The organism is Pseudomonas sp. Emmai, assembly GCF_055179735.1.
In genome coordinates this window covers 3,490,939-3,504,397 of record NZ_CM143685.1, presented here as the reverse complement: position 1 = coordinate 3,504,397, position 13,459 = coordinate 3,490,939, and the positions used below count along the sequence as shown (strand labels likewise).

At 62.5% G+C, this 13,459-nt stretch carries 10 protein-coding genes; 7 read left to right on the top strand and 3 right to left on the bottom strand.

What is annotated here, in order from left to right; translation table 11 throughout:
• Window positions 1-119: 119 nt before the first annotated feature.
• The 3 genes from ACY4LX_RS16085 to ACY4LX_RS16075 all read right to left on the bottom strand — a co-directional run bounded on the left by ACY4LX_RS16085 (window position 120) and on the right by ACY4LX_RS16075 (window position 5,936).
• On the bottom strand, window positions 120-2,744 hold the full coding sequence (locus ACY4LX_RS16085) for an excinuclease ABC subunit UvrA (RefSeq protein WP_463260529.1): 2,625 nt from the start codon (window positions 2,742-2,744) through the stop codon (window positions 120-122).
• 143 nt (window positions 2,745-2,887) lie between these two features.
• Complete coding sequence (locus ACY4LX_RS16080) at window positions 2,888-4,999, bottom strand: hybrid sensor histidine kinase/response regulator (protein ID WP_463260528.1); 2,112 nt, start codon at window positions 4,997-4,999, stop codon at window positions 2,888-2,890.
• 247 nt (window positions 5,000-5,246) lie between these two features.
• Window positions 5,247-5,936, bottom strand: a complete 690-nt coding sequence (locus ACY4LX_RS16075; RefSeq protein WP_149658191.1) for a GntR family transcriptional regulator — start codon at window positions 5,934-5,936, stop codon at window positions 5,247-5,249.
• Window positions 5,937-6,076: 140 nt separating this feature from the next.
• On the opposite strand from ACY4LX_RS16075, the gene ACY4LX_RS16070 reads away from it, so the two are divergent.
• The 7 genes from ACY4LX_RS16070 (at window position 6,077) to ACY4LX_RS16040 (ending at window position 13,369) form a co-directional block, all read left to right on the top strand.
• Entirely contained in the window at window positions 6,077-7,162 is a 1,086-nt protein-coding gene (locus ACY4LX_RS16070) for an ABC transporter ATP-binding protein (RefSeq protein WP_149658192.1), read from the top strand.
• Between the two features lies 1 nt (window position 7,163).
• The gene (locus ACY4LX_RS16065) at window positions 7,164-8,081 is read left to right on the top strand and encodes an ABC transporter permease (protein WP_463260527.1); all 918 of its coding nucleotides are present in this window, start codon (window positions 7,164-7,166) and stop codon (window positions 8,079-8,081) included.
• Entirely contained in the window at window positions 8,078-8,866 is a 789-nt protein-coding gene (locus tag ACY4LX_RS16060; protein WP_149658194.1) for an ABC transporter permease, read from the top strand. The genes ACY4LX_RS16065 and ACY4LX_RS16060 overlap by 4 nt, the downstream gene beginning before the upstream one ends.
• A gap of 18 nt (window positions 8,867-8,884) precedes the next feature.
• Window positions 8,885-9,937, top strand: coding sequence for an extracellular solute-binding protein (locus ACY4LX_RS16055; protein WP_463260526.1), 1,053 nt, complete (start codon window positions 8,885-8,887; stop codon window positions 9,935-9,937).
• 95 nt (window positions 9,938-10,032) lie between these two features.
• Window positions 10,033-11,220 carry an amidohydrolase family protein gene (locus ACY4LX_RS16050; protein WP_463260525.1) on the top strand — a complete coding sequence of 396 codons (1,188 nt, stop codon included), beginning with the start codon at window positions 10,033-10,035 and terminating at the stop codon, window positions 11,218-11,220.
• Window positions 11,217-12,695 carry an amidohydrolase family protein gene (locus ACY4LX_RS16045; RefSeq protein ID WP_463260524.1) on the top strand — a complete coding sequence of 493 codons (1,479 nt, stop codon included), beginning with the start codon at window positions 11,217-11,219 and terminating at the stop codon, window positions 12,693-12,695. The genes ACY4LX_RS16050 and ACY4LX_RS16045 overlap by 4 nt, the downstream gene beginning before the upstream one ends.
• A gap of 11 nt (window positions 12,696-12,706) precedes the next feature.
• Complete coding sequence (locus ACY4LX_RS16040; RefSeq protein WP_463260523.1) at window positions 12,707-13,369, top strand: flavin reductase family protein; 663 nt, start codon at window positions 12,707-12,709, stop codon at window positions 13,367-13,369.
• Window positions 13,370-13,459: the final 90 nt, after the last annotated feature.

Genomic DNA, 13,459 nt, shown 5'->3' with positions numbered 1-13,459 from the left:
TCCTACAGGACCTGATCGTTCCCACGCTCCGCGTGGGAATGCAGCCCGGGACGCTCTGCGTCCCAGTGGAACGCGGAGCGTCCCTTGAGGCATTCCTTTGCTGCGCGTAGGAACGATCATTACTGCAGCACTCGGGCCAAGAACGGCGCCGTGCGGCTCTTTTTGTTTTTTGCCACGGTCTGCGGCGTCCCCGCCACCACAATCCTGCCACCCTGATCCCCCGCCCCCGGCCCGATGTCGATCACCCAGTCGCTCTGGGCGACCACGCGCATTTCATGCTCGACCACGATCACCGTGTGCCCCGCCGTCACCAGCGTATCCAGCTGCTCCAGCAACCGATCGACATCCCGTGGGTGCAACCCGGTGGTGGGCTCGTCGAGCACGTACAGGGTCGCGCCGCGCTGGTTGCGTTGCAGTTCGGTGGCCAGTTTGATCCGCTGGGCTTCACCGCCGGACAGTTCGGTCGCCGGCTGGCCCAGCCTCAAGTAGCCCAGGCCAATATCGCGCAGCACCTCCAGCGAGCGGTGGATCCCCGGTTGCCCGGCAAACACCGTGACCGCTTCGTCCACCGTCAGTTGTAACACCTGGGCGATGCTCAAGCCCTCCCAGGTGATGGCCAGGGTCTGAGGGTTGTAGCGGGCGCCGTGGCAGGTCGGGCACGGCGCGTAGACGCTGGGCATGAACAGCAATTCAACGCTGACAAACCCCTCGCCTTCGCAGGTCGGGCAGCGCCCCTTGGCGACGTTGAAGGAAAACTGCCCGGCGTCGTAGCCCTCGGCCTGGGCCTCAGGAGTAGCAGCGAACAGCTTGCGCACGTTATCGAACAGTCCGGTGTAGGTCGCCAGGTTCGAGCGCGGGGTGCGGCCGATGGGTTTTTGATCGACTTGCACCAGGCGCTTGATCGATTCCAGCCCCGCCGTGACCTGGCCGCCACTGACTTGCGGCGCGTCGTCCTCCAGGCTCAGTTCTTCCGGTTCGCTGGCCGTTCGCCCCAGGTGCGCGCCGACCAGTTCCAGCAACGCCTGGCTGACCAGGCTCGACTTGCCGGAACCCGACACACCGGTCACAGAGGTAAAGCAGCCCAGTGGGAACTCGACGCTGAGGTTGTTCAGGTTATTGCGGGTGATGCCTTCCAGTCGCAGCCAGTCCTTGGCCTTGCGAATCTTGCGCGTTGCCGTGACCTGCTCGGCGAACAGGTAGGCACGAGTCTGGGAAGCCGTGACGTGCTCCAGCCCCGAAGGATGACCGCTGTAGAGAATGTGGCCGCCATGCTCGCCCGCCGCCGGTCCCACGTCGATCAACCAATCGGCGCGGCGCATGGTTTCCAGGTCATGCTCGACCACAAACAACGTGTTGCCCGCCGCTTTCAGGCGTTGCAAGGCTTCGAACAACGCCTCGCCATCCGCCGGATGCAAACCGGCAGAAGGCTCATCCAGCACGTAGATCACGCCAAACAACTGCGAACCCAATTGCGTGGCCAACCGCAGGCGCTGCAACTCGCCGGACGACAGGGTCGGCGTGCTGCGTTCCAGGGCCAGGTAACCGAGGCCCAGATCGGTCAAGGTGCTGACCCGCTCCAGCAAGTCCTGGGCAATGCGTTGCGCGGCCAGGCGTTTCTCCACCGACAGGTTCGGCGTGTGGCGCACATCCGGCGCATTGGCGTGGCCACTGGCGCCGTGGGCGACGCGCTGCTCGCGGGCCTCGCGGGTCTGGTCGTGGGTCAGGACTTCGCCGGGCTCGTCGGCCTGTTCCAGATAACTGTGCGCCGCCACCGGTTTCAGCACCTCGGCCACTTGCAGCAACGGCATCTGCGACAACTCGCCGATGTCGTAACCGGCAAAGGTCACCGACAGCGCCTCGCGCTTGAGGCGCTTGCCGTCGCACAACGGGCACGGGCTGCCGAGCATGAATTGCGAGACGCGCTTCTTCATCAACGCGCTTTGGGAATGGCTGAAGGTGTGGAGGATGTAGCGTCGGGCGCCGGTGAAAGTGCCCTGGTAACTCGGTTCCATCTTGCGCTGGAGCGCGACTCTGGTTTCTTCCGGGGTCAGCCCGGCGTACACCGGCACGGTGGGGGTTTCTTCGGTGAACAGAATCCAGTCGCGCTGCTTTTTCGGCAGCTTGCGCCAGGGAATGTCGACGTCGATGCCCATGGTCACGAGGATGTCCCGCAGGTTCTGCCCTTGCCAGGCCAGCGGCCAGGACGCAATCGCCCGTTGGCGGATGGTCAGGCCCGGGTCCGGGACCATCAGCGCTTCGGTGACTTCGTAGACGCGCCCCAGACCATGGCATTCAGGGCAGGCGCCTTGGGGTGTGTTGGGCGAAAAGTCCTCGGCATAAAGCATCGTTTGCCCCGGCGGGTAACTGCCGGCGCGGGAATAGAGCATGCGGATCAGGCTCGACAACGTGGTCACGCTGCCCACCGAAGAGCGCGTGCTCGGCGTGCCCCGCTGCTGTTGCAGGGCCACGGCGGGCGGCAGGCCTTCGATGGAGTCGACATCCGGCACCCCGACCTGATCGATCAGACGCCGGGCATAGGGCGCCACGGACTCGAAATAGCGCCGTTGCGCTTCAGCGTAGAGGGTTGAGAACGCCAGTGACGATTTGCCCGAACCGGACACGCCGGTGAACACCACCAGCGCGTCACGGGGAATATCCACGTCGACGTTCTTGAGGTTGTGTTCCCGGGCGCCGCGCACCCTGACCATGCCGGAAGGAGGGGTTGGGGTGCGCTTTGAAGTCATGAAATTACCTTGATTAGATCACTGAAAAAACGCAAATCCCTGTAGGAGCGAGGCTTGCCCGCGAAGGCGGTGTGTCAGTCAACATCATATCGACTGGACGGACGCCTTCGCGGGCAAGCCTCGCTCCTACAGGTTTGCGCGTGTTAACCATTGAGGACGGTGCGCACCATTTGCGCCAGCGCCTGCGGCCCATACGGCTTGCTGAGCAGGTGTGTATCGGGGCTCAACTGGTGATTGCGCGAGATGATGTCGCGGGTGTGTCCCGAGGTAAACAGCACCGCCACCGGCGGTTCCTGGACTTTGGCCCACGCCGCCAGGTCCGAGCTTTTTATCAGGCCCGGCATGACCACGTCGGTGAAGATGATGTCCACGGCCACGCCCTCCAGCAACATCTGCATGGCCATGTCGCCATTGTTGGCGGTCAGCACCTCGTAGCCCTCCTCGCGCAGCAACTCCACCGCCGCAATGCGCACCGCGTCGTTGTCCTCGACCACCAGAATGGTTTCATGCCCACCGTGCTGCGGCGCTGCCGGGGTCGCTGGTTCGTTGGGCAACGGTCGCAGGCTGCGCGGGAAGTACAGTTGCACCCGCGTGCCTTCGCCGATCACGCTGGAGATCTCGATATGCCCACCGCTCTGCTTGACGAAGCCGAACACCATGCTCAAGCCCAGGCCGGTTCCCTGGCCATCAGCCTTGGTGGTAAAAAACGGTTCGAACGCCTGGGCCAGCACCTCGGGCGGCATGCCGGCACCGGCATCGGTCACGGTCACGCGCAGGTAGTCGCCGGCGACGATGCCCTTGCCCGCGCAGAACCGCCGGTCCAGGACGATGTTCTCGGCACTCAGGCCGATGATGCCCTCGCCCTTCATCGCATCGCGGGCGTTGATCGCCAGGTTGAGGACGGCGTTTTCCAGTTGATTGCGGTCGACGTGGACGCGCCAGGCATCGTCGGCCAGCGCCACATTGATCTGAATGGTTTCGCCCAGCGCCCGTTGCAGCAACTCGCCCAGGCCTTCGAAGATCTGCCGGGGGTCGCACACCGCCGGCGACAGCGGTTGACGGCGGGCAAACGCGAGCAGTTGCGACGACAGTTTGGCCCCGCGCTCCACCGCCGCAATCGAGGCACTGACCCGGCGCTGCACGTTGGCGTTGTCCGGTTCGTGGCGGGCCAGTAAATGCAGGTTGCCGGCAATCACTTGCAGCAGGTTGTTGAAGTCATGGGCCACGCCGCCGGTGAGGCCGCCGATGGCTTCCAGCTTCTGGGCCTGGCGCAATTGCTCCTCCGCCGCCAGCCGTGCACCGACTTCATCGGCCACCCGCTGTTCCAGGTTACGGGTGAACCTGAGCAAGGACTCTTCAGCGGTCTTGCGTTCGTGAATGTCGATCAACACCCCGGGAAAGCGAAACGCCTTGCCCTGTTGGTTGAACTCGCAACAGCCGCTGGCCAGCACCCACAGGTAGCTGCCGTCGGGGCGCAGCACGCGGTATTCGGCGTTGTAAGGCGCGCCGGTTCGCACGGCTTGATCGACCTGTTCCTGAACCCAGGCACGGTCGTCGGGATGAATGCGCGATTCGGCGATGCGCGAGGGCAAATCGGCGAGGTTGCAGTCCGGGGGATAGGAAAAGGTGCGGGCGAAACGCTCGTCCCCGGACAATACGTTGGCCTCGATGTCCCAGACGAACGAACCGATCAAGGCTCCGGCATTAAGCGCCAGGCGCACCCGTTCGTTGTCGGCGCGATAGGCGTCCTCCGCTTCCTGGCGCCGGCGCTCGGAAATCACATGGGCGGTGGTCTCGACCACCATCGCCATGACCCCGGCGGGACGCCCTGCATCATCGGCGACCGGGCTGTAATAGAGATCGAGCCAGACGTCCTCGGGAACGCCATTACGTAACAGCACCAGGACTTTATTGTGATAGGTCAAGGTGCCGCCGGCCAGGCAGGTATCGACCACGTGGCGGTTGAACTCGGCGACTTCCGGCCACCCGAGTTCCACCGGCGCACCCAGCAGATAGGGATGGCGGCCACCGGCGAATGCCGAGTAGGCGTCGTTGTAAATCATGTAGCCCGCCCGTCCCCAGAGCATCACCATCGGCAAGGGCGACGCGAGCATCAGTTGCACGGCACTGCTCAGGCTGCGCGGCCAGCTATCGATCGTGCCCAGCTCGGTCAGGCTCCAGTCGAACGCGCGAATGCGTCCGGCCATTTCGCCATTCCAGCCGGCACATCCGTGACTATCCGATAGAAACTGCATTGACTGACTCTGCGTCCTGTAATGGCGACCGTTTGTTTCGAGCACGCTGGGCGCCAATGGTTTCATAGAGGTTAGCTGATTCACACATGCCAGGCTTTTGTTGCGAGGGAGCTTGCTCTCGCTCGGCTGCGAAGCAGTCGCAAACCAGCCAACTCGGTGGTGGCCGGTTTGGGAGTGCTGCGCACTCCAGCGGGAGCAAGCTCCCTCGCCACAGGTGAAGAGGCAGCCTCAGGCCCAGCGTTGGGGGTTACACCTCAATCAAATGCTTGAGCGGATGGTAGTCAGTTTTCAAGGTGGCGGCGACGTCGAGGATCGCCTTCTCGATGCCGTTCAGGTGCATGCAGGTCAGCTCGATCGCCGCGCTCTGGTTACCGGCCTCGATGTACTCGATCAAGCGCAAATGCTCGTCGTCGCGGCAGGCTTCGTGGCTGTCATCGTCCAGCGCGGCGGCGTACAGCGAGGCGCGGGAGATCAGTTTCTGGAACCAGTCCAGCAACACCGGATTATTCAGGCTGCGGGCGAGTTTGATGTGGAACTCGCCGAGCAGATGAATCAGCCGCTCATGGTCGCCGCTGCGGTGCGCTTCGTCTTCGAGCAGCAGGTGATCGCGCAAATCCTGGGTCACCGCCGTGTCACGACGCCGGCACAATTCGCTGACGATACCGATCTCGATCAGGCGCCTCGTTTCGAACAGTGAACGAATCTCTTCGTCACTGGGCAATGACACCGACGCCCCTTTATTGGGCTCGGTGGTCACCAGTCCATCCGCTTCCAATTGCTTGAGCGCGGCACGAACCGACGTTCGGCTGACATTAAAAAGCTCGGCCAACGACGCCTCGCCCAGCTTCATCCCCGGACGCAACGAGCGCTTGCTGATCGCCTGGTAAACCCCTTGGTAGACGCGGTCGACCGTGGTCTCCAGTTTTTTCTCCGCCATTCCCACACTCCTTTGGCCCTGCGTAATCGACCCCTGGCGCTGATCAGCCTTTGAAAAAGGGGGTTGCACGGGCAGATTAATCCGGTTATTTCTAGATTGCATCCAAACATTGCATACAATAATTAGAGGATTGCACCATTATGGGTCAACCGATAGCCATTGCAGTGCGCAACGTGTCCAAGCGGTACTCCGACGATCCGGGCCTGGCGCCAGCCCTCGATAACGTGTCCGTGGACATCGCCGACAACGAATTCTTCACCCTGCTCGGCCCTTCCGGCTGCGGCAAAACCACCTTGCTGCGCACCATCGCCGGTTTCGAGCACGTCAGCGACGGCGAGATCCGCCTGGCGGGCGAACCGGTCAATGACTTGCCGCCGTTCAAGCGCCGGGTCAACACGGTGTTCCAGAGCTACGCGCTGTTTCCGCACATGAGTGTCGCGCAGAATATCGCCTTCGGCCTTGAGATGCAGGGTCTTGATCGCAAGTCGATCCCGAAACGGGTCGATGAAATGCTCGCGCTGGTGCAAATGCAACACCTGGCCAAGCGTAAACCGGCGGAGTTGTCCGGTGGTCAACAGCAGCGGGTCGCTCTGGCTCGGGCCTTGGCGCCGAAACCCAAGGTGCTGCTGCTCGACGAACCGCTGTCAGCGCTCGACCTCAAACTGCGCAAGGAAATGCAGGTCGAACTCAAGCGCGTGCAGAAAGAAGCCGGGATCACGTTCATTTTCGTCACCCACGATCAGGAAGAAGCCCTGACCTTGTCCGATCGCATCGCCGTGATGTCCGCCGGCAAGATCCTGCAGATCGGCACACCAAACGATATCTACGAGCGCCCCAAGCATCAGTTCGTCGCCCAGTTCATCGGCGACATCAACTTCCTCCCCGGCCACCTCAAGCGTGGCCAGCAGAATGAAAAACTCTTCGTGCCCAGCGGCATGCCAGTGGAGATCCCCTGCCCGGCCCAGGGTTTCGACGGCGCCGCCGTGCAACTGGCGTTCCGTCCGGAGCGTTCGCAACTGGTCGATCCTTCGCAACCGCATCACCTGCGCGGCGTCATTGAAGCCGTCCTGTACGTCGGCACCGCCACGCTCTACCAGTGCCGCTTGAACAACGACATCAAGGTCATGCTGCGCGAGAACAACGAAGGCCTGAACCGTGGCCGGGTGGTCGGGGATCGCGTCGCGGTCAACCTGCCGCCCCACGCCTGCCTGTTGATGGAGGCCTGAGATGAGCGTCAGCAGCACTTCTCCCGCCCTCAACCGCGCGCTGTTGCTCAGCCCGGTGGTCCTGACGTTATTGGCCCTGATCGCGATTCCCTTAGGGATCATGGGCTACATCAGCCTGTTGCCGCGCAACCTGTATGGCGGCGTCGACTGGCAGGCCGACTGGCAATTGCAAAGCTACATCCAGCTGTTTTTCCAGGAAGGTTTTGACGGCGAACTGGAGCTGAACTGGGTCTACGCCCAGGCGCTGTTGCGCTCGGTGTTCCAGGCCGGCGGCACCACGGTGTTGTGTTTCCTGTTCGGCTTTCCGGTGGCGTTGTGGATGTCGAGCCTGAGCCCGCGCAGACGCAACCTCATGGTGTTGCTGATCACCATTCCGTTCTGGACCAACCTGCTGATCCGCAACTACGCCTGGCTGATCATCCTGCGCGAACAGGGCTGGGTCGCCCAGAGCCTCAACGCGCTATTCCCGAGCGCCGGTGGCATCACCCTGCTGTACAACGACTTCGCGGTCAGCGTCGGGCTGGTCTACAGCTTCCTGCCGTTCATGATTCTGCCGATCTACTCAACCCTGGAAAAACTCGACTGGCGCCTGGTGGAAGCCGCCTACGACCTGGGCGCCAACCGCTGGCATGCGTTGCGCCGAATCATCCTGCCGCTGTCGATGCCCGGGGTGATTGCCGGGGCGTTGCTGGTGTTTGTGCCGAGCCTCGGCGCGTTCATCACCCCGGCGATTCTCGGCGGCGGCAAGACGCTGATGATCGGCAACCTGATCCAGCAGCAATTCGGCACCGCGCGCAACTGGCCCCTGGGCAGTTCGCTGTCGTTCCTGTTGCTGGGGATTTTGCTGTTGTCGCTGGTGCTCTACGCCCTCTATAGCCGCAATGCCGCGAAAACCCTTCGTCGGGGAGCCACCGCATGATTGCCCTGCACCTGAAAAAACTGCCCATGACCCGGGAAATCAGCCTGCTGATCCTGGCCTATCTGTACGTGCCGATCTTTGTGCTGATCGCCTACAGCTTCAACGCCAACCGCTCGGCAACGGTGTGGACCGAGTTTTCCTTCGCCTGGTACGGGCGGATCCTGGCCAACCCGTCGATCCAGACGGCGGCGCTGAACTCGATCATCGTCGCCAGCATCGCCACGGTGTGCGCCACGGCCATTGCCTTGCTCGCGGCGCTGGCGACCTACCGGCCGTTCTATGGCCAGAAAATGGTCGAGGGCGGGATCAACCTGCCGTTGATCCTGCCGGAGATCGTCACCGCCGTGGCCACGTTGCTGCTGTTCATGGCGCTGGGAATCAAGCTCGGGTTGCTGACCGTGATCGTTGCGCACATCGGCTTCTGCATTCCCTTCGCTTATCTGCCGATCCGCGCGCGGCTCAACGATCTGGACAAGAGTCTGCTGGAAGCGGCGAACGACCTGTACGCCAACCCGTGGCAGGTGTTTCGCCGGGTGACGTTGCCGCTGCTGTGGCCGGCGGTGTTGTCCGGTTCGGTGCTGGCGTTCGTGGTCAGCCTCGACGATTTCATCATGACCTTCTTCGTCGCCGGCCCCGGTTCCACGACCTTGCCGGTGTACATCTTCTCGGCGATCAAGGCCGGCGTAACGCCGGAGATCAACGCGATCTCGACCCTGATGCTGGTGATTTCCATCGTGCTGGTGGTGCTGGCCTTCTGGCTGGGGCAGCGCGGCAAAAACCAATAAAATTCTGGAGCTTTTCTGATGAAAGTGAAAACCCTGCGTTTGGCTATTTCTGGTCTGGCCCTGAGTTGCTTCGCAGCCTTTAGCGTCCAGGCTGCCGAACCCAAAGAACTGTTCTTCTACAACTGGACCGACTATTACCCGGTGGACCTGCTGGCCAAATTCGAAAAGGAAACCGGGATCAAAGTCACCATGGACGGCTACGACAGCAACGAAACCCTGCTCGCCAAGTTGCAAGCCGGCGGCGCGGCGTATGACGTGATCGTGCCGTCGCAATCGATCATGCAAACCCTGATCAAGCAGGACCTGTTGCTGGAAATCGACACGCCGACCCTGGCCAACTTCCAGTACGTCAAAGGTCCGTTCCGCGATCCGAGTTTCGATCCGGGACGCAAATTTTCCGCACCGTACCTGTGGGGCACCACCGGGTTTTCCTATGACAGTGCCCGCGTGCCGGGGGGCAAGCTCGACGACTCGTGGAAAGAGTTCTTCGAGCCGCGCAAGGAACTGCAAGGTCAACTCGCCGCCCTCGACACCTCCAGCAGCGTGATCAATGCCGCCAGCCATTACCTGAACGTCGACGAGTGCACGGAAAACCCCCAGGACGCCAAGCGCATCCTGGAGCTGCTGCAAAAGCAGAAACCGTTCTTAAAGATGTACAGCTCGGACAACACCGTGGACCGCATGGCTTCCGGTGAAGTGATCATGATGCAGAACTGGAACGGCTCCACCGCCCGCGCGACGTTGCAGAAGAGCAGCATCAAGTACGTGTATCCCCGCGAAGGCCTGGCGATGTTCCAGGACAACTTCGCCGTACCGAAAAGTGCGCCGCACCCCGGCAACGCGAAGATGTTCATCGACTGGATGATGAAACCGGAAAACGCCGCCGCCGTGTCGAACGCCATCGCCTACGCCAACGGCATCCAGAGCGACCAGTTGCTCGACGCCAAATGGAAAGTCATGGACGCCATCAACATGCCCGACGAATACGCCTCGCGCCTGCGGCCGGAAAAGGAATGCAGCAACAAGGCGCGGGAGCTGCAGGATCGGATTTGGTCGAAGCTCAAGGGTTGATTGTCTCGTTTGAGACCGAGGCGCGGCTATCGCGAGCAAGCTTTGCTCCTACAGCGATGGCGCCCGCCCAAACACCAACGATTACGAGGTAAACAATGACCTGGCTAAGAAACGTGCGCCCCTACGGCGCCACCGTCGAAGACCTGCAAATCGAAAACGGCCTGTTCAAGGCCCGCCGCCCCGCGTCCAACACCCCATTGGCCGCCACCGACATCGACGGCCAACACCAACTCCTTACCCCAGCCCTGGTGGAAAGCCACGTCCATCTCGACAAAACCCTCTGGGGCCAACCCTGGCGCCCGAACAGCGCCGGGCCGACGCTCAAGGACTACATCGCCAACGAGCGCGCCGTGCTGCGGGACGTCGAAACACCGATTGCCCAACGTGCCGGTGCGCTGCTGGAAAACTGCATCGCCCGGGGCTCGCTGACGATGCGCTGCCACGTCGACATCGACCCGGAATTCGGTCTGCGGCATGTCACGGCCATGCAACAGCTGCGCGAACGCTACCGCGACCTGATTGACCTGCAACTGGTGGTGTTCCCGCAAACCGGCCTGATCAGCCGCCCCGGCACCGCCGAACTGATGCGCGAGGCCATGGTCCTGGGCGTGGAGAACGTCGGCGGGCTCGACCCCTGTGGCATCGACAACGATCCGATTGCCCAGCTCGATTTCGTGTTCACGCTGGCCAGTGAATTCGGGCGCGGCGTGGACATTCACCTGCATGACAAGGGTGAACTGGGGCTGTGGCAGATCAAGTTGATCGCCGATTACACCGAGCGTTTTGGGCTCGAGGGTCGGGTGATGATCAGCCACGCGTACTGCCTGGGGATGTTGGCGTGGAGTCAGGTCAAACCGCTGGCGCAGCGGCTGGCGGCGCTGCGAATTTCGCTGATGAGTTCGGCCCCGGCGGATTGCGCGGTACCGCCGTACCTCGCCTTGCGCGAGGCCGGGGTGAACGTGTGCCTGGGTTCGGACGGCATTCGCGATGCCTGGTCGCCCATGGGCAATGGCGACATGCTGGAACGGGCGATGTTGCTTGCGTTTCGCTTTGATTTGAACAAGGACGAGGAACTGGCGGCGGCGTTTAACGCGGCGACGGTGAATGGCGCTCGGGCGTTGGGCCTTGAAGGTTATGGGTTGGAGATCGGCAGCCCGGCGGACTTTTTACTGATGCCGGTGCAGACCTTGGGTGAAGCGGTGGTGTCGCGGCCGCTGCGCCAGGTTTATCGCGGCGGGCGGTTGATCGCGGCCGAGGGTCGCTTGTTGGAAAGTCGCCTGTGATCGGTTTGAAAGCCAGTTGCGTGGTCGGGTTCGATGGCAAGCAGCATGTGCTGTGGCGCGACGGTGAAGTGGTATTCGACGGTTCGCGCATTGTGTTTGTCGGGCGCGGGTATCCGGGGCCGGTGGAGCAGTGGGTCGATTACGGCAATGCGTTGATCGGTCCCGGTTTTATCGATCTGGATGCCCTTGGCGACCTCGATTCCACGGTGCTGACCCTCGATAACGGCGATGAGCGGGCCATGGGGCGGATGTGGTCCGAGGACTATTTGAAGGCGGGTCCGCGGGAGAGCTATACGCCGGATGAAGAGGTGTTCAAGTATCGCTATGCCTTCACCCAGTTGATCCGCAACGGCATTACTACCGCGATGCCGATCACCTCGATGTACTACCGCGAGTGGGCTGAAACCTACGACGAGTTCGCGGCGGTGGCCGGCGTGGCTGGCGAGTTGGGGCTGCGGACTTATCTTGGGCCGTGCTACATGAGTGGCATGAGTTACTGGCGGGCTGACGGATCGTTGGGTCACCACTGGGATGAAACTCGGGGCATGGCCGGGCTGGAGGCGGCTGTCCGGTTTTTTGATGATTTCGATGGCGCGCATGACGGTTTGATTCGTGGCGCCCTGCTCCCGGATCGCATCCAGACCTGCACCCCGGCGCTGCTGCAACGCACGGCGGCGTTGAGCCGGGAATTGAACGCGCCGATGCGGTTGCATTGCTGCCAGGGGCTTGGCGAAGTGGCGATGGTCGAGCAACTGCGTGGGGTTTCGCCGTTGGCGTGGCTGGAGCAACTTGACCTGCTGACCCCGCGCAGTCTGCTGCCCCATGGCATCTACGCCAGCGACGACGATTCGCAACGGCTGGTTGATGGCGGAACCAGCCTGGTGCATTGCCCCGTGGTGTTTGCCCGGGATGGTGAAGCGTTGAACTCGTTCGGTCGCTACCGGGCCAAGGGCATCAACTTCGCCCTGGGCACCGACACCTGGCCGGCGGACTTGCTGGAGAACATGCGCCAGGGCTTGAACATCGCCCGGTTGATGGAGGGCGGCAACACGTTAACCAGCACGCTGGATATGTACAACGCCGCCACCCTCGGCGGCGCCAAGGCCTTGGGCCGCGATGACCTCGGGCGCCTGGCACCGGGGGCCAAGGCCGATATCACCGTGTTCAGCCTGCGCGGCCAGCATCTGGGGCCGCTGTTCGATCCCCTGAAAAACCTGGTACTGGCCGGGCGCGGCGACGATTGCATCGCCAGTTACATCGACGGCCGCTGCGTGATGCAGGACGGCCAGGTGCAGGGCGTCGATTACCCCGCACTGCAACGCCAGGCCCAACGCCAATTCGAAAAACTGATGCGCAGCCACAGCGACCGGGCCTTTGGCCAGCCGGACTGGCGAGACCTGTTCAAACCGGCCATTCCGTTCGCCGATGACTACAGCGCACACGCGCCGCTGAGCGCGATGGACCCCCTTCTTTAGAGATTTCTGCCATGCAAAGCTTCGATTTCAGCCAACTGAGCCCCCGGGACAAATACAAGATCCTGATCGGCAGCGTGGTGCCCCGGCCGATTGCCCTGGTCACCACCATCGACGGCGAAGGCCGGATCAATGCCGCGCCCTTCAGCTTCTTCAATGCCCTGTCGGCCGACCCGCCGATCCTCGCCCTGGGCGTGGAGAACTACGGCGATCAGAGCCCCAAAGACACCACGCGCAATATCCAGCTCAACCAGGAATTCACCGTCAACATCGTCAACGATGCGCTGGTGGAAGCCATGAACGTCTGCGCCGTGCCCTTCGCCCCCGGTTTCGACGAACTCACCGCCGCCGGCCTCACCGCCATCCCCGGCACCACCGTCAAATGCCCCCGGATCGGCGAAGCGCCGGTGGCGCTGGAGTGTCGGCGGATGATGGCGCTGTCCATCGGGCAATCCCGGGAGATTATCTTTGGCGAGGTGCTGATGGCCCACGTCCGGGATGAACTGATCGACCCGAAAACCCTGTACATCGATCAACTGGGACTGGACGCGATCGGGCGCATGGGCGGGCATGGCTATGCGCGCACGCGGGATTATTTCGATTTGCCGACCCGGTCGTTGCAGGCGTGGACGGAGGCGCCGGGGGGTGGGGAGCGGTTTTGGCCTGTTGGTAAATAATCGTCCCCACACGGCCCGCGATGATCGTTCTTACGCTCCGCGTGGGAATGCCTCAAGGGACGCTCCGCGTTCCATTGGGACGCGGAGCGT

What these genes read in the sequence shown, in the direction of transcription:
- ACY4LX_RS16070 (WP_149658192.1), top strand. Translation starts at nt 6,077, where the DNA reads ATGGGTCAACCGATAGCCATTGCAGTGCGCAACGTGTCCAAGCGGTAC.
- ACY4LX_RS16050 (WP_463260525.1), top strand. Translation starts at nt 10,033, where the DNA reads ATGACCTGGCTAAGAAACGTGCGCCCCTACGGCGCCACCGTCGAAGAC.
- ACY4LX_RS16075 (WP_149658191.1), bottom strand. Translation starts at nt 5,936, where the DNA reads ATGGCGGAGAAAAAACTGGAGACCACGGTCGACCGCGTCTACCAAGGG.
- ACY4LX_RS16055 (WP_463260526.1), top strand. Translation starts at nt 8,885, where the DNA reads ATGAAAGTGAAAACCCTGCGTTTGGCTATTTCTGGTCTGGCCCTGAGT.
- ACY4LX_RS16080 (WP_463260528.1), bottom strand. Translation starts at nt 4,999, where the DNA reads ATGCAGTTTCTATCGGATAGTCACGGATGTGCCGGCTGGAATGGCGAA.
- ACY4LX_RS16060 (WP_149658194.1), top strand. Translation starts at nt 8,078, where the DNA reads ATGATTGCCCTGCACCTGAAAAAACTGCCCATGACCCGGGAAATCAGC.
- ACY4LX_RS16085 (WP_463260529.1), bottom strand. Translation starts at nt 2,744, where the DNA reads ATGACTTCAAAGCGCACCCCAACCCCTCCTTCCGGCATGGTCAGGGTG.
- ACY4LX_RS16040 (WP_463260523.1), top strand. Translation starts at nt 12,707, where the DNA reads ATGCAAAGCTTCGATTTCAGCCAACTGAGCCCCCGGGACAAATACAAG.
- ACY4LX_RS16065 (WP_463260527.1), top strand. Translation starts at nt 7,164, where the DNA reads ATGAGCGTCAGCAGCACTTCTCCCGCCCTCAACCGCGCGCTGTTGCTC.